The sequence below is a fragment of the Evansella tamaricis genome (genome assembly GCF_019042215.1).
GTDB classification, from domain to species: Bacteria; Bacillota; Bacilli; order Bacillales; family Salisediminibacteriaceae; genus Evansella; species Evansella tamaricis.
The window spans coordinates 1-24,975 of record NZ_JAHQCS010000189.1 but is presented as its reverse complement, the minus strand read 5'-3'; the positions used below and the strand labels follow the sequence as shown (position 1 = coordinate 24,975).

17 protein-coding genes, 1 pseudogene and 1 riboswitch are annotated in these 24,975 nt (G+C 41.1%); of the genes and pseudogenes, 10 read left to right on the top strand and 8 right to left on the bottom strand.

The features are described from left to right. Window positions 1-564: 564 nt before the first annotated feature. Entirely contained in the window at window positions 565-879 is a 315-nt protein-coding gene (locus tag KS419_RS24625) for a DUF3784 domain-containing protein (RefSeq protein ID WP_217069758.1), read from the bottom strand. 441 nt (window positions 880-1,320) lie between these two features. Between KS419_RS24625 and KS419_RS24620 the strand changes: the two genes are divergently transcribed. Next, window positions 1,321-2,865 (top strand): gluconokinase, encoded by a 1,545-nt coding sequence (locus tag KS419_RS24620; RefSeq protein ID WP_217069757.1) that lies wholly within the window; start codon window positions 1,321-1,323, stop codon window positions 2,863-2,865. Between the two features lie 433 nt (window positions 2,866-3,298). Here the strand turns inward: KS419_RS24620 and KS419_RS24615 are convergent, their stop codons facing one another. Beyond that, complete coding sequence (locus KS419_RS24615) at window positions 3,299-7,129, bottom strand: cadherin-like beta sandwich domain-containing protein (RefSeq protein ID WP_217069756.1); 3,831 nt, start codon at window positions 7,127-7,129, stop codon at window positions 3,299-3,301. A gap of 31 nt (window positions 7,130-7,160) precedes the next feature. Continuing rightward, window positions 7,161-7,511, bottom strand: coding sequence for a phage tail protein (locus KS419_RS24610; RefSeq protein WP_217069755.1), 351 nt, complete (start codon window positions 7,509-7,511; stop codon window positions 7,161-7,163). A gap of 2,070 nt (window positions 7,512-9,581) precedes the next feature. Here KS419_RS24610 and KS419_RS24605 point away from each other — a divergent pair. The 3 genes from KS419_RS24605 to KS419_RS24595 are packed head-to-tail and all read left to right on the top strand — an operon-like array spanning window position 9,582 to window position 12,749. Further along, window positions 9,582-10,925 (top strand): MFS transporter, encoded by a 1,344-nt coding sequence (locus KS419_RS24605; protein WP_217069754.1) that lies wholly within the window; start codon window positions 9,582-9,584, stop codon window positions 10,923-10,925. Between the two features lie 12 nt (window positions 10,926-10,937). Next, window positions 10,938-11,690, top strand: a complete 753-nt coding sequence (locus tag KS419_RS24600; RefSeq protein WP_217069753.1) for a PIG-L deacetylase family protein — start codon at window positions 10,938-10,940, stop codon at window positions 11,688-11,690. Between the two features lie 33 nt (window positions 11,691-11,723). Further along, window positions 11,724-12,749, top strand: coding sequence for a DUF2628 domain-containing protein (locus tag KS419_RS24595; protein WP_217069759.1), 1,026 nt, complete (start codon window positions 11,724-11,726; stop codon window positions 12,747-12,749). Window positions 12,750-12,891: 142 nt separating this feature from the next. On the opposite strand, the gene KS419_RS24590 is transcribed toward KS419_RS24595, so the two are convergent. Both KS419_RS24590 and KS419_RS24585 read right to left on the bottom strand, forming a co-directional pair. Next, complete coding sequence (locus tag KS419_RS24590) at window positions 12,892-13,881, bottom strand: hypothetical protein (RefSeq protein WP_217069752.1); 990 nt, start codon at window positions 13,879-13,881, stop codon at window positions 12,892-12,894. A gap of 395 nt (window positions 13,882-14,276) precedes the next feature. Further along, window positions 14,277-14,522 (bottom strand): annotated as a pseudogene (locus KS419_RS24585) (glutamine synthetase); the annotation flags it as partial. Window positions 14,523-14,773: 251 nt separating this feature from the next. Between KS419_RS24585 and KS419_RS24580 the strand changes: the two are divergent. Continuing rightward, window positions 14,774-16,858 carry a sensor domain-containing protein gene (locus tag KS419_RS24580; RefSeq protein ID WP_217069751.1) on the top strand — a complete coding sequence of 695 codons (2,085 nt, stop codon included), beginning with the start codon at window positions 14,774-14,776 and terminating at the stop codon, window positions 16,856-16,858. A gap of 813 nt (window positions 16,859-17,671) precedes the next feature. Here the strand turns inward: KS419_RS24580 and KS419_RS24575 are convergent. Next, complete coding sequence (locus KS419_RS24575) at window positions 17,672-18,532, bottom strand: alpha/beta fold hydrolase (RefSeq protein WP_217069750.1); 861 nt, start codon at window positions 18,530-18,532, stop codon at window positions 17,672-17,674. Between the two features lie 1,324 nt (window positions 18,533-19,856). Continuing rightward, window positions 19,857-20,261: a hypothetical protein gene (locus tag KS419_RS24570; RefSeq protein WP_217069749.1), complete on the bottom strand. Its 405-nt coding sequence runs from the start codon at window positions 20,259-20,261 to the stop codon at window positions 19,857-19,859. Window positions 20,262-20,438: 177 nt separating this feature from the next. After that, window positions 20,439-20,541, top strand: a riboswitch (SAM riboswitch). A 92-nt stretch (window positions 20,542-20,633) separates the two neighbouring features. On the opposite strand from KS419_RS24570, the gene KS419_RS24565 reads away from it, so the two are divergent. From KS419_RS24565 to KS419_RS24545, 5 genes are all read left to right on the top strand, one after another. Further along, complete coding sequence (locus KS419_RS24565; RefSeq protein WP_217069748.1) at window positions 20,634-20,960, top strand: hypothetical protein; 327 nt, start codon at window positions 20,634-20,636, stop codon at window positions 20,958-20,960. 910 nt (window positions 20,961-21,870) lie between these two features. Next, on the top strand, window positions 21,871-22,443 hold the full coding sequence (locus tag KS419_RS24560) for an RNA polymerase sigma factor (RefSeq protein ID WP_217069747.1): 573 nt from the start codon (window positions 21,871-21,873) through the stop codon (window positions 22,441-22,443). Window position 22,444: 1 nt separating this feature from the next. Next, window positions 22,445-22,906, top strand: coding sequence for an anti-sigma factor family protein (locus KS419_RS24555; RefSeq protein WP_217069746.1), 462 nt, complete (start codon window positions 22,445-22,447; stop codon window positions 22,904-22,906). Between the two features lie 11 nt (window positions 22,907-22,917). Next, on the top strand, window positions 22,918-23,616 hold the full coding sequence (locus KS419_RS24550; protein ID WP_217069745.1) for a hypothetical protein: 699 nt from the start codon (window positions 22,918-22,920) through the stop codon (window positions 23,614-23,616). Window positions 23,617-23,990: 374 nt separating this feature from the next. Then, complete coding sequence (locus KS419_RS24545; protein WP_217069744.1) at window positions 23,991-24,335, top strand: GerW family sporulation protein; 345 nt, start codon at window positions 23,991-23,993, stop codon at window positions 24,333-24,335. A 191-nt stretch (window positions 24,336-24,526) separates the two neighbouring features. Here KS419_RS24545 and KS419_RS24540 read toward each other — a convergent pair whose 3' ends face one another. Beyond that, window positions 24,527-24,724: a hypothetical protein gene (locus tag KS419_RS24540; protein WP_217069743.1), complete on the bottom strand. Its 198-nt coding sequence runs from the start codon at window positions 24,722-24,724 to the stop codon at window positions 24,527-24,529. Between the last annotated feature and the right edge of the window lie 251 nt (window positions 24,725-24,975).

Below are 24,975 nucleotides of genomic sequence, written 5' to 3'. Positions count from 1 at the left end.
ACATTAGACATGAGGATGCCTGCTGTTTTGTCGCTTCCTCCTCTAAGGATGCGACATTAGACATGAGGATGCCTGCTGTTTTGTCGCTTCCTCCTATAAGGATGCGACATTAGACATGAGGATGCCTGCTGTTTTGTCGCTTCCTCCTCCAGGATGCGACAAATGACAAGAATATGCCTCCTGTTTTGTCGCTTCCTCCTCTAAGGATGCGACAAATGACAAGAATATGCCTCCTGTTTTGTCGCTTCCTCAGCCAGGATGCGACATTAGACAAGAGTATACCTGCTGTTTTGTCGCTTCCTCCTCCAGACTTTGAAAGTGCAATTCTCAGATACTTGAAGTACCATAAACAAGCCTTTGGGTTTTTAATGGCACTCCGTATCTGACCTCACTTTCCTCCTAGCCCTAAAGGGGGTGCTATCGCACCGCAGTGGGCTTTCCCGTTCGGAAAATCTGTAATTCCCATTTAAATACAGTTATGTGAGGTACCGAACATAGCTACTACCCCGTATTACAAATCAAATTTGGGTAACCCAAAACCTTGACCCACATCACCATCGTAACTCATTTTTCTTTTTTGAAACGATTTCCTGTATTCCCGTATAGTAAAATAAATGCAATGGTTGAAAAAAACAGTACGATACCTCCAATGGAAAGTCCCTCTATTTGATATAGGTCGCCGATCAGCCTCAATGTCATGCTGAACGCCAGCACAAACATCATTTTCCCCATGAACTTACAGAGGGCCACTGTGTCATACTCCCTCTTCTTTTCAGCCGGAAGAGTGTTGTAGCCTGCTATCAAGAACGCTCCCCGGCCACTGGTGAACAATATCCCTACTAAAACCAATACAACGATCATAATTAGTGTGATTGTCATTAAATCCACCACCTTATTCATTAAACTATTTATCTTTTTTACGATACATTTGGCGCAAAAGTTCCCTGAATTTAATTACCTATGGAAGTGGAGAGGACAAATTAAAGGGGGCTTTACAACTCAAGTAGAATGGTCCCATGTTGAAAACAAAATTTTTTTTAAGCACCGCTCTTTTTTGTTGCCTAATAATAAACACATGTCGATTCTACGTAAAGACATATGGGAAAATAGGTTTCTTTGATATAGTAGTAATACAATATTACAGACAAGTATAGATAACCATCGGTGGAAAAAGTACAATTACTGTTCATTTCAATAGAAGCAATGCGACTGATTAGAAGTTCCTCTCCAAAGTATAGAAATTGGAAAAAAGTTTTAATTAAACCCACTAAATTTTTCACCCATCAAAAGACTAATGGAAGAAAGGAGAAGGCGTTTAATATGAGAATAAAGTATGTCATTGGCTTAGATATTGGAACTACCAGCGCAAAAGCAGTTGTTTTTACAACAGATGGTCAGGTCGTTTCAGAACATGAGATCGGCTACCCAACACTTCATCCCCATCCATCCTGGGTGGAGCAAGATCCATATGTTATTGAACAAGCTGCAATCAGCTCCATAAAAATTGCCATCGGAAAAACAACTATCCAACCGGGAGAAATACTCTCATTGGGAATTTCAGCTGCGATGCATTCCTTAATCTGTATCGACGATTCCGGGAGAGCCCTTACTAATTCCATTACTTGGGCAGATCGAAGAAGTATGGATCAAGTACAGGAATTGAAGGGCAGCACACTAGGTAACAATATCTACCTGAGCACAGGAACACCAATCCATCCCATGTCTCCTTTATTAAAACTAATGTGGATGAAAGATACCAAAAACAAGGCATACGAAAAATCACGGAAGTTCCTTTCTATTAAAGAGTTTCTAACCTATCGTTGGTTCAAGGAAACGGTAATCGATTTTTCCATTGCTGCCGCAACTGGTATGTTTAACATTCATACGCTGGACTGGGATGACGAAGCTCTTGAAATGGCTGGAGTAACTAGAGAACAACTATCAGATCCAGTTCCACCAACTTATGTTTTCAAAAAAATAGATGCTCAAGTGGCAAAAAGGATGGGAATACCTACGGATCTCCCTGTCGCTATTGGAGCGAGCGACGGTCCCTTAGCCAATCTGGGAATGGGTGCCATTGAATCAGGTGATTCCGTTATTACCATCGGCACGAGTGGCGCCATCAGGCAAATGGCGAGCTCCCCAAAAACAGACAGTAAGCAAGAGGTGTTTTGCTATTCCGTCATGGAGGATTTGTGGATATTTGGAGGACCTACTAACAACGGTGGTAATGTCCTCCACTGGCTAAAAGAAGTTCTCGGGGAAAAAGAAGCGGCGGAGGCAAAAGAGGTTCAAAAAGAGGTTTATGAACTATTGACTAATCTATGTCAGGAGATTCCTCCAGGGTCTAACGGCCTTCTCTTTCTCCCATTCCTGTATGGTGAACGGGCTCCCCACTGGGATGGAAATGCAAAAGGGGCATATATTGGCCTCACTTCCGAACATGGAAAAGCTCACCTCCTTCGAGCTGGCCTTGAGGGCGTAATTTATAATCTCTACCAAATTAGTGAAGCATTAAATCGCCTTGCTGGTCCTACAAAGACGCTTTATGCAAGTGGCGGATTTTCCCGCTCCCCACTTTGGCTTGAAATTCTTGCCGATGTGTTCGGGCAGGACATCCATATTCCTGAAAACCATCAGAGCTCAGCATGGGGCGCAGCTTGGGTGAGTTTATTGGCGACAAAGGAAGTGGATTCTCTTCAGGGGATAAAAGACTGTATTCCAATGGGGAAAGTCATCGCACCAAATCCAATTCACCATGAAACATATTGTCAATACTATACCGTTTACCGCGACCTCTACAGATCACTGGAAAACTCTTTTCATCAGCTTGGGGCGATCGGGTCGACAGGTCAATCGGGTTGATCCAGTCAATCGGCTCAATCGGGTCGACCCGGACGATCGGGTCAATTGGGGCGACCCGGTCAATCCGGTCGATCTCTACCAAATAACGGTGCGAATTAATTTCTTTACTATATGCCGAAAAGTGTCACAAGTTTATTTACCTTGTGATACTTTTTGAAATTTTTTGCTGGAACGTATCAAATTTACCACCCCTCCGAATCCAGACATCATACTATTTACAACCTCAAAATCTCCTTAACGTTTTCTTACAACCCATTTACTTTGGATTTAACTCTATCTCTGCTTTTCCACCCTCAGGTATCGAGACTCAAAAAAATACCCCAATATGAGATTGCTCTCGCACATTGGGGATTTGTACTCTGTGAATGAATCAATCCTAGAATGAATGTTTTTTCATCTCTTAGTTAACTATAGTGACCGTTATAAGGAGACTTTACCTATTTGACAGCTTACGCCCTCTCCCTAAGTATAGACCTACACTTAATAGGATCGTGCCGATAAGAAGTAAATTATACATCACTGTAGCTGTAATCGGCAGTTCATCATCCTTTATTTTCTCCTCAGAACCATTCTCTGTTTCGTTGTTTGTTGGATCTTCTTCTCTGTCTTTTTTGGCACCTTCTTTTCTATCTAGTTCTTCAGATGGTTTCTTTTCCTCAAATATTCTCTCATCAAAAGCGCCGTAAATACTAAAATGGTTTAAAGGTACTTTTATTGTTCCATCACTATATTCTCCACCAATGTCTTCCCAGACTTCTGTTTCTGTGTTATAGTAAAACACTTTTAAGTGCTCAGTAGAATTTGAACCCTTAATAGGTAAAAAGAGGTGGACTTCTTTGCTAAATGCAGAAATTTTATTATCTCCTTGATAAATACTGAACTCATAGATAGAGCTTGATCTTTCAACAAAATAAGGAATCTCATTTTCTTCTTCCAATCTTAAAAAATGAATCCATAAATCACCATCATCCTTAAAGTTTAGGGCTGAAATAATTATCTCCATATCTTTCTTTTTAATATGGATAGAAACCTCTTTCTCCCTTAACTCAATCACTTGACTTCGGGAAAAATATAATTGTGTGACACCATCATGTTCCATAAGATTAACAACTAGAACGCCTCCATTGTCAACGCGGTCTATTGTAGATTGTATAACCGTCGCTTCATTAATAGAAATAAGAGGTGGATCACTTACTTCCATAGCACGTTTTAGAATATTGATGGTATATTCCTTTATTATATCTCCATCAACTGATATTTCGAGAAGAAAATTATTAACCTTTCCCTCTAAAGTCAGATGTATAAAGTCATCCGTAACAACGTCCCCATTTACTTTTACCGTGGCCTCTGGTAATAGTAATTGTGGAGTTAAAACAATTGAGTTAACATTATGACCAACACTTATGAAATATTCATCTTGATCATAATCAAAATTAAAGTCTCCCTCCGAAAGGGTTAAATCACCTAACAGTCCTTCAATTGCATATTCTCTAGTTACTTTCAGTGTATACGTCTTTACTGTACCATTTTGTGCCTGTACAGTTATAAAAATGACATTTTCACCATATCCTAATGCAATATCAATTGTCCCATTTTTCAATGTTGCTCCATTCACTTCCACTTCTGCTTCATCATGTTCTGCTCTAAGTGTAACGGTTAGTTGATCGATGTTACTTGAAACCGCTATTTCATAACTTGTTTTTAGGACATCGAACTGAATGGTTCCTTCACTTACTTCTAAGTCTGATAGATTCGCATTATTCGAAGGTGCTCTCGTGACTTTAAGCGTATACGTTTTTGTGGTGACACCATCCTCAGCTGTCACTTCCACCTCGATAGTATTTTCTCCAACTTCTAATGGAATCGTTGTATCATCTGTTCCATTTACCTTATAGCTGGCTACTGAAGTTGCTAGAGTTGGGATCACTTCTATCGTAGTTACGTCGTTGTCTACAGCCACTTCATAATTCGTTGTTTCTGTATCAAATGCCGGATCAAGACTGCCTTCACTAACAACTAATGCAGACAGATTCGCATTGCTCGAAGGTGCTCTCATGACTTTAATCGTATATGTTTTTGTGGTGACACCATCCTCGGCGGTCACTTCCACCTCAATGGTATTTTCTCCAACTTCTAATGGATTCGTTGTATCATCTGTTCCATTTACTTTAAAGTTCGCTACGGACGTTGCTAGCGTTGGGGTCACTTGTATCGTATTTACATCGTTGTCTACAGCCACTTCATAATTCGTTGTTTCTGTATCGAATGCTGGATCTAGACTACCTTCACTCACAACTAATGCAGATAGATTCGCATTACTCGATGGTGCTCTCATAACTTTAATCGTATACGTTTTGGTGGTGACACCATCCTCGGCGGTCACTTCCACTTCGATGCTATTTTCCCCTACGTCTAATGGAATCGTTGTATCATCTGTTCCATTTACTTTAAAGTTCGCTACGGACGTTGCTAGAGTTGGGGTCACTTCTATCGTAGTTACCTCGTTATCTACAGCCACTTCATAATTCGTTGTTTCTGTATGAAATGCTGGATCCAACGTCCCTTCACTCACTAGCAGATCTGATAGATTCGCATTACTCGATGGCGCTCTCGTAACTTTAATCGAATACGTTTTTGTAGTGACACCATCTTGGGCGGTCACTTCCACCTCGATGGTATTTTCTCCAACTTCTAATGGAATCCTTGTATCATCTGTTCCATTTACCTTATAGCTGGCTACTGGAGTTGCTAGAGTTGGGGTCACTTCTATCGTAGTTACCTCGTTATCTACAGCCACTTCATAATTCGTTGTTTCTGTATGAAATGCTGGATCAAGACTGCCTTCACTAACAACTAATGCAGACAGATTCGCATTACTCGATGGCGCTCTCGTAACTTTAATCGTATACGTTTTTGTGGTGACACCATCCTCGGCGGTCAATATCACCTCGATGATATTTTCTCCAACTTCTAATGGAATCCTTGTATCATCTGTTCCATTTACTTTAAAGTTCGCTACGGACGTTGCTAGCGTTGGGGTCACTTGTATCGTAGTCACCTCGTTCTCGACAGCCACTTCATAATTCATTCTTTCAGCGTCAAATTCTGGATCCAACGAACCATCGCTTACTACTAAATCAGTTAAATTGGCATTACTCGATTTCGCTCTCGTGACTTTGATCGTATACGTTTTGGTGGTGACACCATCTTGGGCGGTCACTTCCACTTCAATGCTATTTTCCCCAACATCTAATGGAATCTTTGTATCATCTGTTCCATTTACCTTATAGCTGGCTACTGGAGTTGCTAGAGTTGGGGTCACTTGTATCGTAGTCACCTCGTTCTCGACAGCCACTTCATAGCTAGTTGTTTCTGTATCGAATGCCGGATCCAACGCCCCCTCATTCACTAGCAGATCTGATAGATTCGCATTACTCGATGGCGCTCTCGTAACTTTAATCGTATACGTTTTTGTCGTTACACCATCCTCGGCGGTCACTACCACCTCGATGATAGTTTCTCCCACATTTAGATTAATCAACGATGATGCATTTGAACTACTTACTTTTTCTCCATTAACAGCTACTGTAGCATCTCTGTCTTCTGGAATAGGAGTGACACTAAGAGAATCTACATTGTGGTCAACAAAGGTTTCATATGAAGTAATATCCGACTCAAAACCAGGTGATAACTCTCCACTCGATAATGATAAATCACTTAAGCTAGTTCTAGATGGTTCCCTATATAGAACGCCATGTGCTTCAAACTCAACAATGGACGTCCACACATTGTTTAATTCATTCCCCATGGTAACTAGCACCCGTAAATATCGGGCCTTAAATGCAGGAACATTCCGATCAACAACACTCATCCAATTGCCTGTAACAACATCCACATCTGTCCAAGTAAATCCATCATCACTTCTCTGTAGTCGAAAATCACGTGGGTTTCTATCATTATCCCAGCCAACTGCTCCCATCCCAACAATTACCCACCTATTAATCTCATATTCGTCTCCTAGATCTACTCTTAACCAATTTTGATTACCGGAACCACTGTACCATCTATCACTAGTAGACCTTAATCCATTATTCGCCCGATCAGGAGAATAAGGAGCTGAATAATCATTTGCAGTAATAGGTTTTCCTAAAACAACATTACTTCCAGAGCCAGAGCTGCCTGCGGTATCTGGAAGAGATAAGATGATTACTAAACCAATAAAGAGAAGTACCAGTGAAAATTTTTTATAGGAAAATGTACTCAAATAATCACCTCATTCATAAATGGATTATCAATTATGGTCTCGTAGGATACAAACCTTGAATCGCAATATAATAACTTGTACCAGGTAAAGGTTCTGCCCCCCTAAGATCTGGAATACCAAACGTTGATATTCCATTTCCACCGTATTTAATACCAATAAGGGAATATAGAGTAGTATTACTGGATATTGGAAGTAAACTTCCGTCACATTTTAACCAACCATCTGGTGCAAAATCATAAGGGAATAATCGTATCTCCCCAATGTAAGTTCCATCTACATAAGCACTAACTTGATGGTCTTCCTGAGGAGACACATTGATAATTGTAGCACCAATAATTCCAAAAATCGCAATCACCATAAAGATTTTTTTTATTTTACTCATCCATAACATCCTTCCCTATTAAAATTGTAAAACTATACAAAATTAGAAAAACAACAATATACTTCTAAATGCACACTCCTTTTACTTTTTTAGGTTGACACTATGATTATAGCATTTATGATTCTACATTTTTCCCCAATTTTCTGATAATTTTCTTAGTACTTTAGGTCTATATAATTACCAAAAAAGGCCTGCACATTATGGTTGATCTTTGTCAACAACGAGGAAATGACAAAGGTCAGAAGCTAGTACTATCATGCCTGGCAAAGGTTAGAAAGTAACTACGGTAGATGCTAATGAAAAATATTGAAAAGATGGAAAAAAAGCTAGAGAAAGCTCAACGAACTTTATAATAAATTCCCCAAAGATCATAGATAAAACTATCTTAAGTATTCTTGTCGAGCCAGAATACTGCTCTTTTGTTCGGGTACTAGTTCGGGCATCTTCCTACCGAATATCCAACTGACGCATCCGTTCGGGAACAAGTTCGCTCAACTTCCTACCGAATCTCCGGCTGACGCATCCGTTCGGGAACAAGTTCGAGCAACTTCCTACCGAATCTCCGGCTGGCCCTCCCGTTCGGGAACAAGTTCGAGCATCTTCTTACCGAAACTCCGACTGACGCACCGTTCGGGCACAAGTTCGGGCATCTTCCTACCGAATATCCGACTGACGCATCCGTTCGGGAACAAGTTCGCTCAACTTCCTACCGAATCTCCGACTGACGCATCCGTTCGGGCTCAAGTTCGAGCTTCTTCCTACCGAATACCAGACCGACGCATCCGTTCGGGAACAAGTTCGAGCATCTTCTTACCGAAACTCTGGCCGACGCTTCCGTTCGGACACAAGATCGCTCAACTTCCTACCGAATACCAGACTGACGCTCACGTTCGGGTACAAGTTCGAGCAACTTCTTACCGAATCTCCGACTGACGCACCGTTCGGGCACAAGTTCCGAAAACTTCCTACCGAATACCTGTCCGACGCTCCCGTTCGGGCTCAAGTTCGAGAATCTTCTTACCGAATCACCAGACCACCCGCATGTTCGGGCTCAAGTTCGCTCAACTTCCTACCGTATCACCAGCTGATCCTCCCGTTCGGGCACTAGTTCCGGCAACTTCTTACCGAATCGCCAGCTGACCCGCACGTTCGGGCTCAAGTTTTGCGCATCTTCTTACCGAATCGCCAGCTGACCCGCACGTTCGGGCTCAAGTTTTGCGCATCTTCTTACCGAAACTCCAGACCACCCGCACGTTCGGGCACTAGTTCCGGCAACTTCCTACCAAATACCTGCCCGACGCTCCCGTTCGGGCACAAGATCTAGAATCTTCCTACCGAATCTCCGGCTGACGCATCCGTTCGAGCACAAGTTCGCGCATCTTCCTACCGAATACCAGCCCGAACCTCCCGTTCGGGCACTAGTTCCTCCTTCCATTATTTCTGTTCGGGTACACACCAATCACCGCCCCCAGGCCTCTACCCTCCCTTGCCTGCCACTTTTCAATCCATCGTCTTCCTTTTACAACGACACAGCGACCACAGGACCAACGCTACCTTTACCTACCCTAATATTTTTCATAAATATTAAAGGTTTTTCGTTGAAATATGTCGAATAATTCTTCCTATATAATAGTTTCCTAAGATAATGCCGTGTGTCGAATAATTCTTCCTATTCCTATAAAAAAAGTTTCATAAGAAAATTCCAGTTGGCAATCCCCATTTCCAGTTCCTTATGATTGAGAGTAATACTTGGATGTCACATTATTTTATTGCGTCCTTTCCACCACACTAAGTACCACATGCACTACAATTTAGTAAGCATGCATTACAACTTAGTACGCATGCATCACAATAACTTGATTTTTGATTATCTGATGAAAGTACCTACTCATATCCATACAATTAGAGTGACTTCATTTTCACAGACAGAATTTTAACTAGTGCGAACTTCTTTTTCCACGAAACATTCTGCCTTATAAGAACCAGGCCAAATCAAACCGAACCAAATCAAAACAGACCAAACAGAGCAAAACAACAAGAGTATAGACAAAAGAAACAGGGGGATGAAAAATGTACGAAGAAATTCGGACAAGAGAAAAGTTTTCTTATACAGGCGGCTTGCTGGGACAAAATATGCTCTATAACTTTATGGCCATGTACATCATGTTTTTTTTCACAGATCTATTGGGTATTTCTCCGGGCATCGCTACGGCAATCATTGTCGCTGCCAGTCTGTGGGACGCCATCAATGACCCGCTAATGGGAATGATCGCAGATAAAACACGGTCCCGCTGGGGGAAATTCAGACCATATCTTCTCTTCGGACCGATCGTGTTGGCAGTCACAACGATTCTCTGCTTTATTCAATTTAACCTAAGCAGCACTGCAACGATTATTCTAGTAGCTGCATGTTACATACTGTGGGGGATGTCTTATACACTATGCGATATCCCGATTTGGGCCATCTCTTCCGTCGTTTCCAAAAATTCCATTGAAAAAAGCAAAATGGTGACACTGGGAAAAATCGGGGGTACCGTGGGAACGGCGATCGTCACTGTCGGCAGTATTATGGTTATCAATGCGTTTGGTGGAGAGCGCGAGGCATCCGCCTTCACCATCACCGCCGTTATACTAGCCACCGTCGCAGCCATGATGATGGTAACGACCGGTCTCACGTTGCGAGAAAGAATTATGCCTGCCAAAACAGTTACACCGATCCGCGAAAACATACAGACGATCACAAAAAACAAACCGTTGATGCTCTTGATGATATCGCTCTTAATTGTCAACTTGATCAACGGTATCCGTCAAAGTTCACAAATGTATTTCGTGATTTATGTATGGGGAGATTCAAGCCAGCTCACCAATGTGGGGATCAGCCTGATTGTCGGGATGGTATTTGGGATGGCGGTAACACCGAAGATCATTTCTAAGTTTGATAAAAAGATGGTGTTTATCGCTGCATGTTTGTTAGGAAGTATAGCTAGTGCGATCCCATTTTTTGTGGGTGGAGGAAATATCCCATTTGCCCTCGTATTTCTTGGAATTAGCTTTGCATTTACAGGAGTGACAACTATTGTCAGTGCATCCATGCTCATTGATGCCGTTGACTATTCCGAATGGAAACTCGGTTTCCGAGGAGAAGGACTAATTTTTTCCACCAACACCTTTTTAACAAAGCTGAGCGGAACGTTAGCAAGGGGAATTATTGGCATTGGTCTCATCCTGATGAACTATACGGAAGGACAGGCAGTGACCACAACGACACAAACGGGATTCAGCACCATGATGTATGTCATCCCTGCTATCTGTTTTCTTTTGACCATGATCCCGCTTTTCTTCTATAAAGTAACCGATCAAGAAAAACAACAAATTCAGTCCATGATCATGAATAAATACGGAAAAACAAGTTAAAGGAGAATTCACATGCAAAACATCGACATTAGCAATTTTCTCAAAGCACCTTCCATAGCGGAATGTAAAAAAGTATTATGTATCCAGCCACACCCTGATGACAACGAAATCGGAATGGGGGGCGTCATTGCTCAACTTGCGAAAAACAATTGCGAAATCCACTATCTCACTATTACTGACGGTAGGTTAGGAGACATGGGTACACCATTTACACCAGACCAACTGGCAGCCGAACGGAAGCGAGAAGCGGAGGCCGCAGGCCGTTTGCTCGGGTCGGAAAAATTCTTTTGGTTTGATTACAAAGATGGAAGCCTGAATGATGTTCCTTCCTTAGCAAAAGAAATTGCAGAACACATCCGTCGCGAACAATATGACACCGTGTTCTGTCCCGATCCGTGGCTTCCCTATGAATCTCATTATGATCACATCATCGTGGGAAAAGCCAGTGCCCAGGCCGTAAGCAACTGCGCCCTAAAGTCTTATCCAGAGGGAACGGAAACAGCCCCTTGCCATCTGCAGGCGATCGGATTTTATTTTACCGGAGCACCAAATACTGTCGTGGATATAACAGACTTTTTCGATCTTAAATTCGAGGCCATTGCCCTCCATCAAACACAGATGAATGAAGAACTCCTAGCCCTGTATCGTACGTATTTCCAACTACGAGGGACAAGATTGACACAGGATGAACGAAAAATTGGGGAAGGATTGAAAATGCTTCAGCCACTTCATCTCCACTGTTTTCCGGAAGCATCTGAAATTTAAGCGGTGATTTCCCATAAGAAAGGAGTGCCACAAATGTATTGTAAAGATTGTGGAAACAAAATAGAACGGGGCGACCGGTTTTGTTCCAAATGCGGCAGAACGGTTCAGCATACCAGTTCAGGACAAAGTACTGAAAAGCAGGACAGCAGTCCATACCATCCGCCGAATTCCGAACAAGATTCCGGAAGCAGCAACTCCCTTTTTCCAAACGATCAAGGGAAGGGCACACCTACATCCAGCGAAGAACATGAACAAACGCAACTCACGAAAGACTTGGAGGCGTTTGTTGGTGTTAACAAAGAAGATTACTATCTAGGGAAATGGAACCAATCTCCCACTCCAGGTAGTCAGCAGAGCTGGAACTGGGCGGCGTTCTTTCTGACACTATTTTGGCTCGGATACCGGAAAATGTACTTGCCGATCATTGTTATAATCGTCTTTTGGCTAATAGTTGATCTCATTGCCTTATCCCTGGGATATTACAGCTTGACGCTTGACCTCATCACCGGAGCCGTTGTATACATCACACTTGCCCTTTACGGAAATGCGCTGTATTACCGGCACGCCTTGAAAAAGATAGAGAAGGTAAATTTTCATAGAATAGAAGATCCAGCCACAAGACAAGCGATGATAAGAAGTCGCGGTGGTACTTCTTGGGGTGGGGTTTTCCTTGCCTTGTTACTTGCCATCAGCTATTCATTAATCTATATTTCAGCGGAATCCGCCACTCTGAATACATACAATCATTACGATGAGGTGGAATTCGCATTTGATCAATATGATGGCGTATTGGTAGACCGCGCCACTAATTTTTCCATCTTTGATGAGATTCATTATACGTTTTACTTCCCAGACAAAGGCGGTGACTATTCCATTGCCATCGAAAAAGTGGAAGGTAGTACCTCTTATATCTATGATCAATGGGAGAACTCTGTCCCCCCTGACTGGCTAGGGGTCATCGATGTGATGTACGCCCCAATGGATTCAGGCCAGTATATCATGAAGATCATTATGGACGGCGAAGTCATATCCAGCGGCCAGTTCCGAATCGTAGACTAAATGAGGATTTGAAAAAAAAATACCCCACCCTCCGCTACTGGTCACAATCGTAGCTGGGTGTGGGGTTGCGTTTCCATTTAAAATCTCTCAAATCTAAAAAAAACTGTACAATCAATAAAGCAAACGATCTAGCAATGATCTCCTATTCATCTAGCGACTCTATCACTTTCATATCTGCGATGAGCGCTATCATATCGTCTTTTTCAAAATCATCTACACCAGCCACTTCCAACTTGTAGAACGTATTTCCCACTTCCCAGAAAGAGCTTTGCTGTTCCGCCTCCAAATAGTACCTCACGAGTAAACCATCTCGAACCTCGATCTCCTCAAACTCAAGCTCTGGCTCCCTAAGTCCCTCAAAGTTAACAAAAAGCAATACTCTCTTTTCATGTGGTTCCGTCTTCCGTTCAGAGTAAACAAACCTCATATAATGGTACAGATCATACGGGTCTGCCTCTTCCTCCACGTGCATCTGAGTATTGATGACAAGATCTTTATTTTTCAAAGGAACATGGGCAGGCAACATCAAGCCAATCAACTCATGTGGCATAGGATCCAGTTCTCTACTTGTAAAACTTTTTGCAATCGTAAGTAACTTCAATCGATCCGTATGTTCTAAAGGCACCTTCAATAAATCGTCAATATAAAACTGAAGATCCTCCACTTGATAGTATTTATCCCAATTTTTCCACTGAATCACTTCCGGCGAAAAGGAAAGATTGGACGGATTCTCCACTAAATAAAATTCAATATCGTCTTTCACATCAAAAGGTTCTTTCATTATTTTCTTCGTATCAGGCTCATGATTCGTGAAATAAAAGCCCACCCCACCTGGAACATCCCCATCACTAGAAGGAATGTTGGAATGCAGTAGTTGACTAAACCTAATGTCCAAGAATGCCCCTTCTTTTGGAGTATTCGAGGTTAAGCTAATTTCACTCCTGTAATACACTTCAGGAGGTAACTCAGCCGGAATTTCCATCCTATTGTAAAATCGCAGTGAATCCCTTAACCCCATTACCGTTTCTTCAAACACATCACGCTCTGCAGCATCCGACTCTCCCCCACTGCATGCCAAAAGACTAAAAAAAATAGCTGAAAAAACAACTAGTATAATCGCCCGTTTCATCATGCTGAAATCCCCTTCTCTAAAGAATTAAGTAAATTATTAATAGATTAACAAGTGAAGAAGACACAACCTCCAATCAACTAGTTACATCCTAAATAAGTATTTATAGTATATTACTTAATACCTATTACACATGGGGCAACACCTTATTTTTTTGTAGGTCTATTTAACATATTTAAGGGAGAGAGATACCTTCTTGCAGAGTAAACATAAGGAAGGGACTTTCTCTTTTGGGGAAAAAGAAGGTTAATCATTACTGATGGGGTGAGTGGGGAAAGATCCAGAAAGGAGGAATCCGGCCCGTTCCCCCACCCTTTCAAAAACAGTTATCCTTTTTACACACTACACTTACCAGAAGTGTACCTGCTTAATCACAGAAATGGGGAGGCACGTGATTACTCAGGCTGCAAATATAAATCTGATTTATTGATCGGAGAAAAACCTTTGATAGATGATCCGTCGAACATGATTTTACCGTCTACAACATCTTTTAACTGATCTGATGTCACTGTGACACTTTTTAGTATTCCTTCCAAATCTACAAACTGCAAATGAATTAGCTCCACATTCTTCTCTTTGATCACTTCTGCTGTCAATGATACACTACTTGTCGTCTTTACCGGACTTTGGGTTACTGTTGTCATATATCCAATCCCCTTCCATGTAATTATTGATAACAATGTGTTTCTTAATACCCTATCTTAAATCCACTTGTCCGTGGTGGAGTTTGTCAGAAAAACTGCCATGGAAATTTCTAAATGAAGAAATCCCCAAACCATCTTTTTCAAAATGAGTGCTCTCTGGAATTTTCTCTCATTCCATTAATACCAAAAACATAGTATAATGATGAGAAATTAGGTCTTTGTAACCAAACCTACTAAAAACAGGAGTCTATATGAGCATATTATCGGATAACCTCATTCAGCAATTAGACAAATCCACATATCCTTTTAAAGAATTACTGGAAAATTTCACAGAGGCTATTTACGTTATTAGTTTAGAAGGTTGTTTCATCGATTATAACGACGGCTTTTCCTCCCTTGTTGGTCCAGGTGAGAATTATTTGAACACCAATTTCCTTGAAATCGTTCATCCGGAAGATTTGGATATTGCCAAGAACGGATTTGTCAAAACGTTGCAAGGAGAAGTCCTGAAAGAGGAGAGACTACGAATTTTTTCCAGTAGCGGGAAAGTAAAATCAATCATTACGAGTAAAGTTCCCCTAAACGGGAAAAACGGTAACTTAATTGGAATTCTCGGGATCGCAAAAGATATCACAACAGAAATAGAACTCCAGTCAAAAATAACACAGCAAAATAATAGATACCGATCCTTGTTAAAAAACTCAAGCAGTGTGAATGTTATCCTTTCGGAGACCGGTGACGTGATGTACCGGAGCCCTTCTGTGGAAAAAGTAATCGGATATAAACCGAACGAATTACCCGGTCCTTTTTTTAGTATTGTACATCCAGACGATCTTGATTTCGTTATGGCTCGTTTTCATCATATTTTGGAGAACCCCATGGAGACGGTAGTGGTTGATGTCCGAATCCAGCATAAAAATGGAAGTTGGCGTACCATTCATGCGATCTGCAACAATCTGGTTGAGGATCCTGATGTTAACGGAATCATTATTAATTATCATGATGTCACCGAAATGAGAGAAGCCCAGGAAAAAATTCACCACATGGCTTATTATGACTATATAACTGATCTACCTAACCGCCGTTTCTTTGAGGAACGATTAGATAAAGAATTACAGAAAGCAAAGAGCAATAACAGTCATTTAGCTGTCCTGTTCATTGATATTGACCGGTTCAAATATATTAATGACACACTGGGACATGACATTGGAGATAAAGTTTTAATAGAACTTGCAAAAATCTTGTCTAGTTTTGTCTCAAAAAAGGATGTCGTTGCCAGAATGCCAGGCGATGAATTCATGATTCTCCTTCCGAATATAGATACGCGGACATTTCCAGAGGATCTTGCAGCAAGGATTTTAAGGAGACTGAAACAACCTATTATAGTTGACCAATATGAACTATTTGTTACGACAAGCATTGGGATAACAATTTTTCCTGACGCTGGAGAAGAACTTACTATATTAATGAAAAATACTGACCTCGCCATGTATGAAGCAAAAGAATCAAACGAAAATAGTTACACCGTTTTCACCCCAGAAATGGAAAAAACACATTCCAGAAAGTTCACTTTGCAGAATGATCTTCGAAGAGCAATTATTAACGATGAATTTGAGCTTTATTATCAGCCGAAGGTCTCTGCAACAACGCTGGAGGTAGTTGGTGCAGAAGCACTGATTCGCTGGAATCATCCGAAATATGGAGTACTTTCTCCAGGTGATTTTATTCCACTCGCCGAAGATATTGGCTTAATTGTCCCCCTTGGTGAATGGGTTTTTGAGACAGTATGTGAACAAATAAAGAAATGGGAAAACAAAGGGTTTCCCCCTATGATTGTATCCTTGAATTTTTCCGCCTCGCAGATGTTACAAAAAGGATTAGTAAGTACTGTTGGCCGTCTGTTGGATGATAGTCAGGTGGACGGAAAGTGGATCGAAATTGAAATTACCGAAAGTCTCATTCTTGAACGGGACAATGAAGTGCTGAAGAAACTAGAAGGTTTAAAGGAGCTCGGGATTCATATTGCTATTGACGATTTTGGAACTGGCTATTCCTCCCTAAGCTATTTGCGAAAATATAAATTTAACACGATTAAGCTGGACAAATCGTTCATCAACGATATTCACACATCCATAGACAACCAAGCCATCATTGAATTTATGATACGCCTTTCCAATCAATTAAACATGAAGGTCGTTGCGGAAGGGATTGAGCTGGAAGAACAACTTTCCGTATTAAAAACTCTGAACTGTGATGAACTGCAAGGATTTTTATTCAGTAAGCCAAAACCGGTTGCTGAATTTGAAAAGCTGTTACGGCGCGATGCTGTATTCTAAATGGAAGAATTGGAATTGGGTTAGGTTAGGTTAGGTTAGGTTAGGTTAGGTTAGGTTAGGTTAGGGTGGTGGAGTGTCTAATTGTGTCTTATTTTGTCGAAATACCGTTTTTCTAAGTGGAATTATCGAAATTCTGTGTCGAATTCCCTTTTTCTTGTGTCGAATTTTCGATTTATCATGTCGAATTCCCGTTTTCCGCTTCATTGTAAGTAATTCACTTGATTAATATGAAAACAATTGGGACAATTTATGCAGATATCATACGAAAACAACAGAAATCTGCTGTTCACTACCTCGTTATTACCATATATACGCGCTGATGAGGATTTTTTCATTCAAAAAATTACTTTTTCTAATAAACAATACATATAATACATGAATTTCTTATCTTTTGGATCTCCAGTCTCACCAACTACGGGTCCACAACTACCAATAATTGTAAGAATGACAGTGGGTGATCAGCAAACGTTTCATAAAACAACTCCCCCTGAAGGGAGTTGTAACCATTTAAATCATTTTTCCAGTTGTCTCCCTCATCAACAATTATAAATAATGCTCCTTTACATTTATTCCCGGATTTAGACAGCTAGGACCTTTAGTAATGCCGTCAACGGAGTTAGATGAGTTGTTTTCATTCATTTTCTGGACTTACATCCTTGTGGGTTTCGTCTATTTATTACAGTTGAACATCCTCGTCAAGTCGGTTCAAAATAAACGTTCACAAATTCGTGCGGGACCAGGTCCCTGAACAAAAGTTCAGGGACCTGGTCCCGCACAATTCTGTGTCAATTCATTGGGATTCTCTGATGTTTGTTAACTTTGGATGGCATCCAAAATCAGGCGGTTCACGATCAGCGGTTTCTCATGATGAACCCAATGGGTTGCCCCATCCACCATGGTCAATCTCCCATCAACGCACTTAGACATGCTTTCTTTTGCCAAGTTGATTGATAAAAAAGGATCTTTTCTCCCCCAAATCATTCGGACCGGCACCTTTACTTTCGATTTTGACACTTGCTCGATGCTTCCCGTCCTTAAGGCTCTGTACCAATTCAGCATGCTCGTAACGGAACCTCGTTTTGACCAAGAAGCTTCATATTTCCTGAAATTATTTTTCGTAAATGTATTTGGGTTCGCTGAAAAACGCATTGCATTTTTCATTACTATATACTTGTTAGCACTCAGCCATTTTTCAGGAATAACGGGCATTTGGAAAAATAACATATATGAACTTCTGACCAGCTGAGCAGGATACTTCAAAATGTTTTCCAGAAAAACCGCAGGATGAGGCACATTGATTGGGATGATCATTTCCACAAAATCAGGCCTCGTTGCTGCGATGTGCCACGCCACCAACGCCCCCCAGTCATGACCGATAATCACAGCCCTTTTTTTTCGGAAAAACTCGATTAAGCCAATAATATCGTCCCTTAACACATTAAGGGTATACTGATTGAGACCTCTTGGTTTGTCACTAAGATGATAGCCACGCTGATCAGGTACAACAACACGGTAACCGCTTTTTGCCAACACACCAATCTGATTTTTCCAGCCGTACCAAAACTCCGGAAATCCATGTAATAGAATAATAAGTGGCCCTTCCTTAGGTCCGGCAATGATCGTATGGAGCTTAATCCCATTTGTTCTGATATACCTGAACTCTACCTCGCTCATTCGCACGCCCTCCTCCCCTCTCTTTTCCCCTGGATTGCCCCATCCCATACCACGATTATTACATCATCAATGAATCCTGTTATCCGAACAATTCACTCATATATTCCCCCAACTGTCCGAACCTCACCCTAGTTCGGACAGTTGCAATCCTTTTCTTCCTCCAATTGTCCGAACTGCACCTTGGTTCGGACAATTCATCTTCACTTCCTTCTCTAATTGTCCGAACTCCACTCTAGTTCGGACATTTTATCCTCACATCCTCCTCCATTTGTCCGAACTGCACCTTGGTTCAGACAACTCATCATCACTTCCTTCTCCATTTGTCCGAATTGCACCTTAGTTCGGACAATTTATCCTCACATCCTCCTCCAATTGTCCGAACTGCACCTTGGTTCGGACAACTCATCATCACTTCCTTCTCCATTTGTCCGAATTGCACCTTAGTTCGGACATTTTATCCTCACATCCTCCTCCAATTGTCCGAACTGCACCTTGGTTCGGACAATTGCAATCCTTTTCTTCCTCCAACTGTCCGAACTCCACTCTAGTTCGGACAATTCATCCTCACTTCCTTCTCCATTTGTCCGAACTGCACCTTAGTTCGGACAATTCATCCTCATTTCCTTCTCCATTTGTCCGAACTGCAACCTAGTTCGGACAATTCACCCTCAATTCTTCCTCCAATTGTCCGAACTTCACCTTGGTTCGGACAACTCATCATCACTTCCTTCTCCATTTGTCCGAACTGAACCTTGGTTCGGACAACTCAACATCACTTCCTTCTCCATTTGTCCGAACTGCACCTTAGTTCGGACAATTCATCATCACTTCCTTCTCCATTTGTCCGAACTGCACCTTGGTTCGGACAATTCATTCTCATTTCCTCCTCCAACTGTCCGAACCGCAACCTAGTTCGGACAATTCATTCTCATTTCCTCCTCCATTTGTCCGAACTGCACCTTAGTTCGGACAATTCATCCTCATTTCCTCCTCCATTTGTCCGAACTGCACCTTAGTTCGGACAATTCATCCTCATTTCCTTCTCCATTTGTCCGAACTGCAACCTAGTTCGGACAATTCACCCTCAATTCTTCCTCCAATTGACCGAGCTACAACTCTCGTTAACACACTCCAACGTCACCATGGACATAAATCGCGTACTTTAATATAAAAATAAGTGGGGAAACAGGACTGAGATCAATAATCCTCTTGTTTCCCCACCTATTATTTATTAACTCTATCTCCAGAAAACACTTCTAGCTTGTGCCAGCAGCATTGAACCTTCTACAACAGCTCCCCCATCAAAAGGCCACCATATACCCCATCACTTTCTGACAGCTTTCATATATGTACGTTCCGTATCAGGAAATTCTTCTGGTGAAGTAATTGTCATTTCCCCATTTTCAAAAGAAATCTCCAAATATTCACCTTCTAACTCCTTGAATTCCAATCTGGCTCTCCCTTCCTCTATGATAAAAACAGTAAAAGTATCCTCATCCTCGCCCATTACATTTTTCACAAAACCTTCGTCGCCATCATCATCGAAAGTAAATGTTAGTGGCACAATCCCAAGAGAGGTCACAATTAATTCGCGGCCATCCTCCACAACAGACTTCACATCCCAATCCCCAGCGAGGCTAAACTCCTTCTCCAATTCAGCCCCATCCTCACAGCCCAGAATGCCCGCTAAAGCTACTAAAACTAACCAAAACACACGCAAACTCTTCATACACCGATCCTCCAATTACCCGACGGTTTATCTACCCATTATCTCATGAATAGTGCGAAGGAAGATAACATTCCTGCTATATTACGTCATTTCTCTTTGTAAATCGCAAGGATATTCGGGACTATCGGATCTCTTGCGTCAGACCACCATTGTAGGTAAAATGGAATTAACTCAATAAGGTTATCAAGAGTGAACGAGAGTCCTGGCTCGATGACTTCACAGCAACCTGCCAAATGGCAAGGTGCTCCGACCAGCAAAGCATTGCTTTGGGTGATAACGAACGGCGTTTAAGCTCTTTGTTGCATCCCGCAATAAAGAGTTTTTTTCGTTCTCTTCTACTTGATACCTTTTGAAAAATGAGGAGGAATGTATATGAACACAACTGGGTTTATTCGCGGATTGATGTCTAAGAATTTGAGCAATGATGAATTCCTAAAGTGTATTTCCCAAACCATTGAGCACCAATTACAGGAGTGGCACGAAGACTACTCGGTTTTCATCATGAAATTGGCCAATTATGAGATTGTCGTCAAAAGGGAAAATGTATATTATAACGTCTCACTCTCCGCAGCTGAACTTGATTATCTGCAAAACCGCTCTCCCTATTCACTAGACTTTAAAATTTGGACGGAGTTGGAAACCCTCGGGCTTAAGATTACAAAGGGTCCAGGGAATTATTTGCATTATGTCTTTTCATAGCTTTAGACTATCAGATTCATAGCAAGTATTATCTTAAGAACACCATTTCCAGCCGAGGAGGTGGTGTTTTTCAGTATCGTTCTGCAGCTGGGAAACTATTTTGCTATCTCCAGGTTTCCTTGTTATATTCGGTGTCTCATTGCGAAACATTGTTAGAAAAATGTTTCTTGCCTCAATGGAAATTCCCAATGGAACATTTTTGGGAAAAATCTAGTTTCCTAGCCCAATTGCAGGCCATATGAGACGCATTAGCAGTCACTTTATATACCACTTCAACAAACGGATCCGATCCTTTTGCTTCTATCGGGGCAGCGTCGTTAAGGCTTCTAATCACTTCAGCCTACGTGTAATTAAAACACAATCTCCACCTCCCTCAAAAATAATTACCAAAATAATGCAACTTTTTTCCGCCAATAGGTGTATTAGTTTGTATAGAGTATTTAGGGCCATTTCACGGTTTAGGCACGTTTCAACGTTTATGGTTTGCCGGTTCAAAGGTTTTCAGTTCGAAGTTCGGAGTTCGGAAATCGGAATCGCAGTTCTATGTTTGCAGTTTCAAGTTCATGGTTTGCGGTTCGAAGTATACGGTTTGCGGTTCGATGTTCGGAGGTTCGAAGTCCATAGTCTCGACAATTGTTTGCGGTTGAACGTTTGAAATTTATCTAGTTCGAAGAAGTTTATTTAGTTTGAAGAGTTTATCTAGTTCGAAATATATCTAGTTCGAAGCTTATCTAGTTCAAAGTTTATCTAGTTCGAAGCTTATCAAGTTTGAAGTTTATTTAGTTTTTAGTGTTTATCTAGTTCGAAGTTTATCTAGTTCAGCGTTTCTAGTTAATCTAATTCGTTGTCTGAACTTGCCTGTTCGAGGTGCGCGGTCCGAAGGTCTCTGGTGGAAGGGGTGGAATGGTTAATGGATATAGTGGTGTCGCTCATCCGCAAGTGTAAAAATGACGATAAATATGCTTATAATGACCTCTTGGGACGTTATGAAGGGCAGCTTTATCGAATTTGTTACAGTTATACTCGAAATCGCGAAGCATCCTTGGATATTATGCAGGAGGTTTATATTAAGATTTATCGTTCCATTCAAACCTTTGATGAAAGTCGACCTTTCTACCCCTGGGTCAAGCGAATCACGGTCAACACGTGCCTTAATTATATAAGAGATCAAAAAAAGCACAACCAGCTTTCTTTAGATGACGACACCCACGAGAGTGGAGCGCTTAAGGAAACTATCGCAGATCGGACAGACATAGAGGAAATCACATGTGCGAATGACTTTCAGAAAATCATCGATAACAGTTTATTACATATTCCGGAAAACTATCGAATGGTTTTAACACTGAGATATGTTGAAGAAATGAGTTACGAACAAATCGCCACTGCCCTTAATCAATCTCTCGGAACAGTCAAAAGCAATATATCAAGGGGCAGAAAGCTTTTGAAACAGAAACTGACAGAACAAAATATATTGGAGGTTTAACATGAGTACATTTAATAAACGAAAATCTACCGTTACATGTGAATCTGTACAAGATCAGTTGTCTCCATATATTGATGGGGAACTTTCCGAATTGGAAAGGGAACTAACTCAATCTCATCTATTGGAGTGCCGAGTTTGCCGGAAAGAATTAAACCAGCTAAAGGTTTTAGATTGGAATTTACGGTTTGAAGACGAGATTGACATTCCGAATGAGCTAGTGAGGTTACGGGAAGAATCGATCGATAAACTATTCGTTGAGAAAAATAAGGTGGCTGGAAGGCCCATAAAGCACCATCCAATCATTGAACAGCAGCAAAAAAATTGGAAACAAATGACACGCTTTATGGAGTATTTGCCAGGCAAAAAAATTCTCCAACAGACGGGTGAACAAATGGGGTCGAAAATAAATCAGCAATTATCAACGACATCCAAAAAACTGCTGAAGAAAATGATTGGATTTTAGGAGGGATTTAGGTGATTTTAACAATCCTTTTGGTTGTGTTGATTGTTGCTGCCGTGCTGTTTCTGACCATCCTCCTTATCCCGTATCACTACCGAATAGGTCTACAAGTGCAAAACCATAACCTCACAGTGCATTTCGGGCTTGGAAAAATTGTGAGATTCCATCTGAATCTAGGTATGCTTGATCATTTCACAAAAATTAGGTTGAAGTTTTTCGGAATTAACGTGATGCCAAAGGAATCCAATAAATTAAAGAAACGGGAAAAAGGGGAGAAATCAGAAACAACGGAGAAGAAAGAGAAGAAAGAAAAGAAATCCATGTCCCTTTCATTTAGGGAATCTATCAGTCTCATCACTAAGGACCTGATTATTACTGCGTTTCGTTTCTTGGATGATGTGATAACGATTTTTAAGCCTAAAACGTTTTCCCTTTATTCCAAAATTGGTTTTTACGAACCGGACTATACAGGTTATTTACTCGCTTTAAATTATAGCTTGAAAGACAAATACTCTTCTGAAAAAATCAGATTTATTCCTGTCTGGGACGAAGAGTACATTGAAATGGATCTGAAACTTTCAGGAAGATTTTTTCTGATTGCGATTTTGTATCGGACTCTACAATTTCTGTTTTCCAGATCCATGCGTAAACTTTGGAAACAATGGCGCACGATAAAAAAACGGCAAAAATTAGTAAACCAAGATGCGACTTAGTTGTAGACTTTAATCAAAATGAACTTAGCTTTATACCTTAATCAAAATGAACTTGGCTTTATACCTTAATCAAAATGAACTTAGCTTTATACCTTAATCAAAATGCAACTTAGCTTTATGCTTTAATCAAAATGCAGCTTAGCAATATACCTTAAACAAAATGCAGCTTAGCTTTATGCTTTAGTAACATCCAATAGGCAGATGAAAGCAATGATAAACAAAATTAAAAAGCAAAGTCCAGCTAGATTCATGCTATAAGCAAAATTTAATTCAGCCAAAATGCAACCTTATGTAAGTTGACGGTGTACTAATAAGTAGGAAGTCAGAATTAGCAGATTAGAAACTATTTTTTTCAAAAAAATGGAGGGTTGGAAATGGTTAACGACGTGATTAATCCAGTGATGGAGAAGTTGGAGAAGTTCCTGCAAACGAAGACGGTGATTGGTGAGCCGATTGAGGTGGGAAATGTGACGCTCATTCCGATTATTAGTGTGTCGTTTGGGTATGGCGGCGGTGGCGGCGACAGTAAAGGGGAAGAGAACGGTTCTGGGGCAGGGGCTGGCGGGCGCGTGACTCCGAAGGCCATTTTAATGCTGAAGAACGATGAGGTGACGATTTTACCGTTGAGCGATCAGTCGTCTTTGGAAAAAATCGTTGCGATGGTTCCGGATATTGTGAAGAAGATTGAAGATAAGGTGGAAAAGGACAAGGAAGAGTAAAGGATTCTTTCAGGTTGCGGCAGGAAAAAGGAGATAAGTAGGGGCAATGCGATATGGGTTGACGGATGCAGGGATGGTTTCGTTGTACAAACTACGAAAACCGTCCCTGTATTTGCAAAGAAGTTTATGAGATTTGGGAATTGTTATTGTTATAGGTAATTGTTCCATTATAGTTTTAGAAACTATGTTAGCTACCTTTTCACACTAATTTCAAATATAGCTAGAGCTATCGCGGACAAGCCGAGAACGAGCGCCAAAGGTAAAGCCCTGGCCATTTGTATTTCTGCAAGATATCCTTGTGAATAAACAATGATTAAACTTATGCTGGAAATCACTAAAATACTGACTAATAATAAATATCTTATCCAATAAAAAAGTGTGTTTTTCATGGTTACCTTCCTCCTGTCAATGGAATAATGTTTGATGGCATGACAATTAAGAAAAGCGCAAGCGCCTATGAACACGAGCGTAGGGCAGTGGAGGAATGACAACCTGAAGTCCGCTCTTTGACTTCAGATGTCACTTCCGAAGTGCCCCGCAGCGAATATGAAGCAACTGAAAAAGTTTAAAACCACTTTTTCAGTTCCTTTTATTTGTATGGCAATGGCTGCGCTCGTCGCTCGCATGATAGGAGAATACC

Excerpts from the sequence above, each read along its gene's own strand:
- KS419_RS24595 (WP_217069759.1), top strand. The coding sequence starts at position 11,724 with ATGTATTGTAAAGATTGTGGAAACAAAATAGAACGGGGCGACCGGTTT.
- KS419_RS24610 (WP_217069755.1), bottom strand. The coding sequence starts at position 7,511 with ATGAGTAAAATAAAAAAAATCTTTATGGTGATTGCGATTTTTGGAATT.
- KS419_RS24590 (WP_217069752.1), bottom strand. The coding sequence starts at position 13,881 with ATGATGAAACGGGCGATTATACTAGTTGTTTTTTCAGCTATTTTTTTT.
- KS419_RS24570 (WP_217069749.1), bottom strand. The coding sequence starts at position 20,261 with ATGAAGAGTTTGCGTGTGTTTTGGTTAGTTTTAGTAGCTTTAGCGGGC.
- KS419_RS24580 (WP_217069751.1), top strand. The coding sequence starts at position 14,774 with ATGAGCATATTATCGGATAACCTCATTCAGCAATTAGACAAATCCACA.
- KS419_RS24625 (WP_217069758.1), bottom strand. The coding sequence starts at position 879 with ATGACAATCACACTAATTATGATCGTTGTATTGGTTTTAGTAGGGATA.
- KS419_RS24605 (WP_217069754.1), top strand. The coding sequence starts at position 9,582 with ATGTACGAAGAAATTCGGACAAGAGAAAAGTTTTCTTATACAGGCGGC.
- KS419_RS24545 (WP_217069744.1), top strand. The coding sequence starts at position 23,991 with ATGGTTAACGACGTGATTAATCCAGTGATGGAGAAGTTGGAGAAGTTC.
- KS419_RS24575 (WP_217069750.1), bottom strand. The coding sequence starts at position 18,532 with ATGAGCGAGGTAGAGTTCAGGTATATCAGAACAAATGGGATTAAGCTC.
- KS419_RS24560 (WP_217069747.1), top strand. The coding sequence starts at position 21,871 with ATGGATATAGTGGTGTCGCTCATCCGCAAGTGTAAAAATGACGATAAA.
- KS419_RS24555 (WP_217069746.1), top strand. The coding sequence starts at position 22,445 with ATGAGTACATTTAATAAACGAAAATCTACCGTTACATGTGAATCTGTA.
- KS419_RS24600 (WP_217069753.1), top strand. The coding sequence starts at position 10,938 with ATGCAAAACATCGACATTAGCAATTTTCTCAAAGCACCTTCCATAGCG.
- KS419_RS24565 (WP_217069748.1), top strand. The coding sequence starts at position 20,634 with ATGAACACAACTGGGTTTATTCGCGGATTGATGTCTAAGAATTTGAGC.
- KS419_RS24540 (WP_217069743.1), bottom strand. The coding sequence starts at position 24,724 with ATGAAAAACACACTTTTTTATTGGATAAGATATTTATTATTAGTCAGT.
- KS419_RS24620 (WP_217069757.1), top strand. The coding sequence starts at position 1,321 with ATGAGAATAAAGTATGTCATTGGCTTAGATATTGGAACTACCAGCGCA.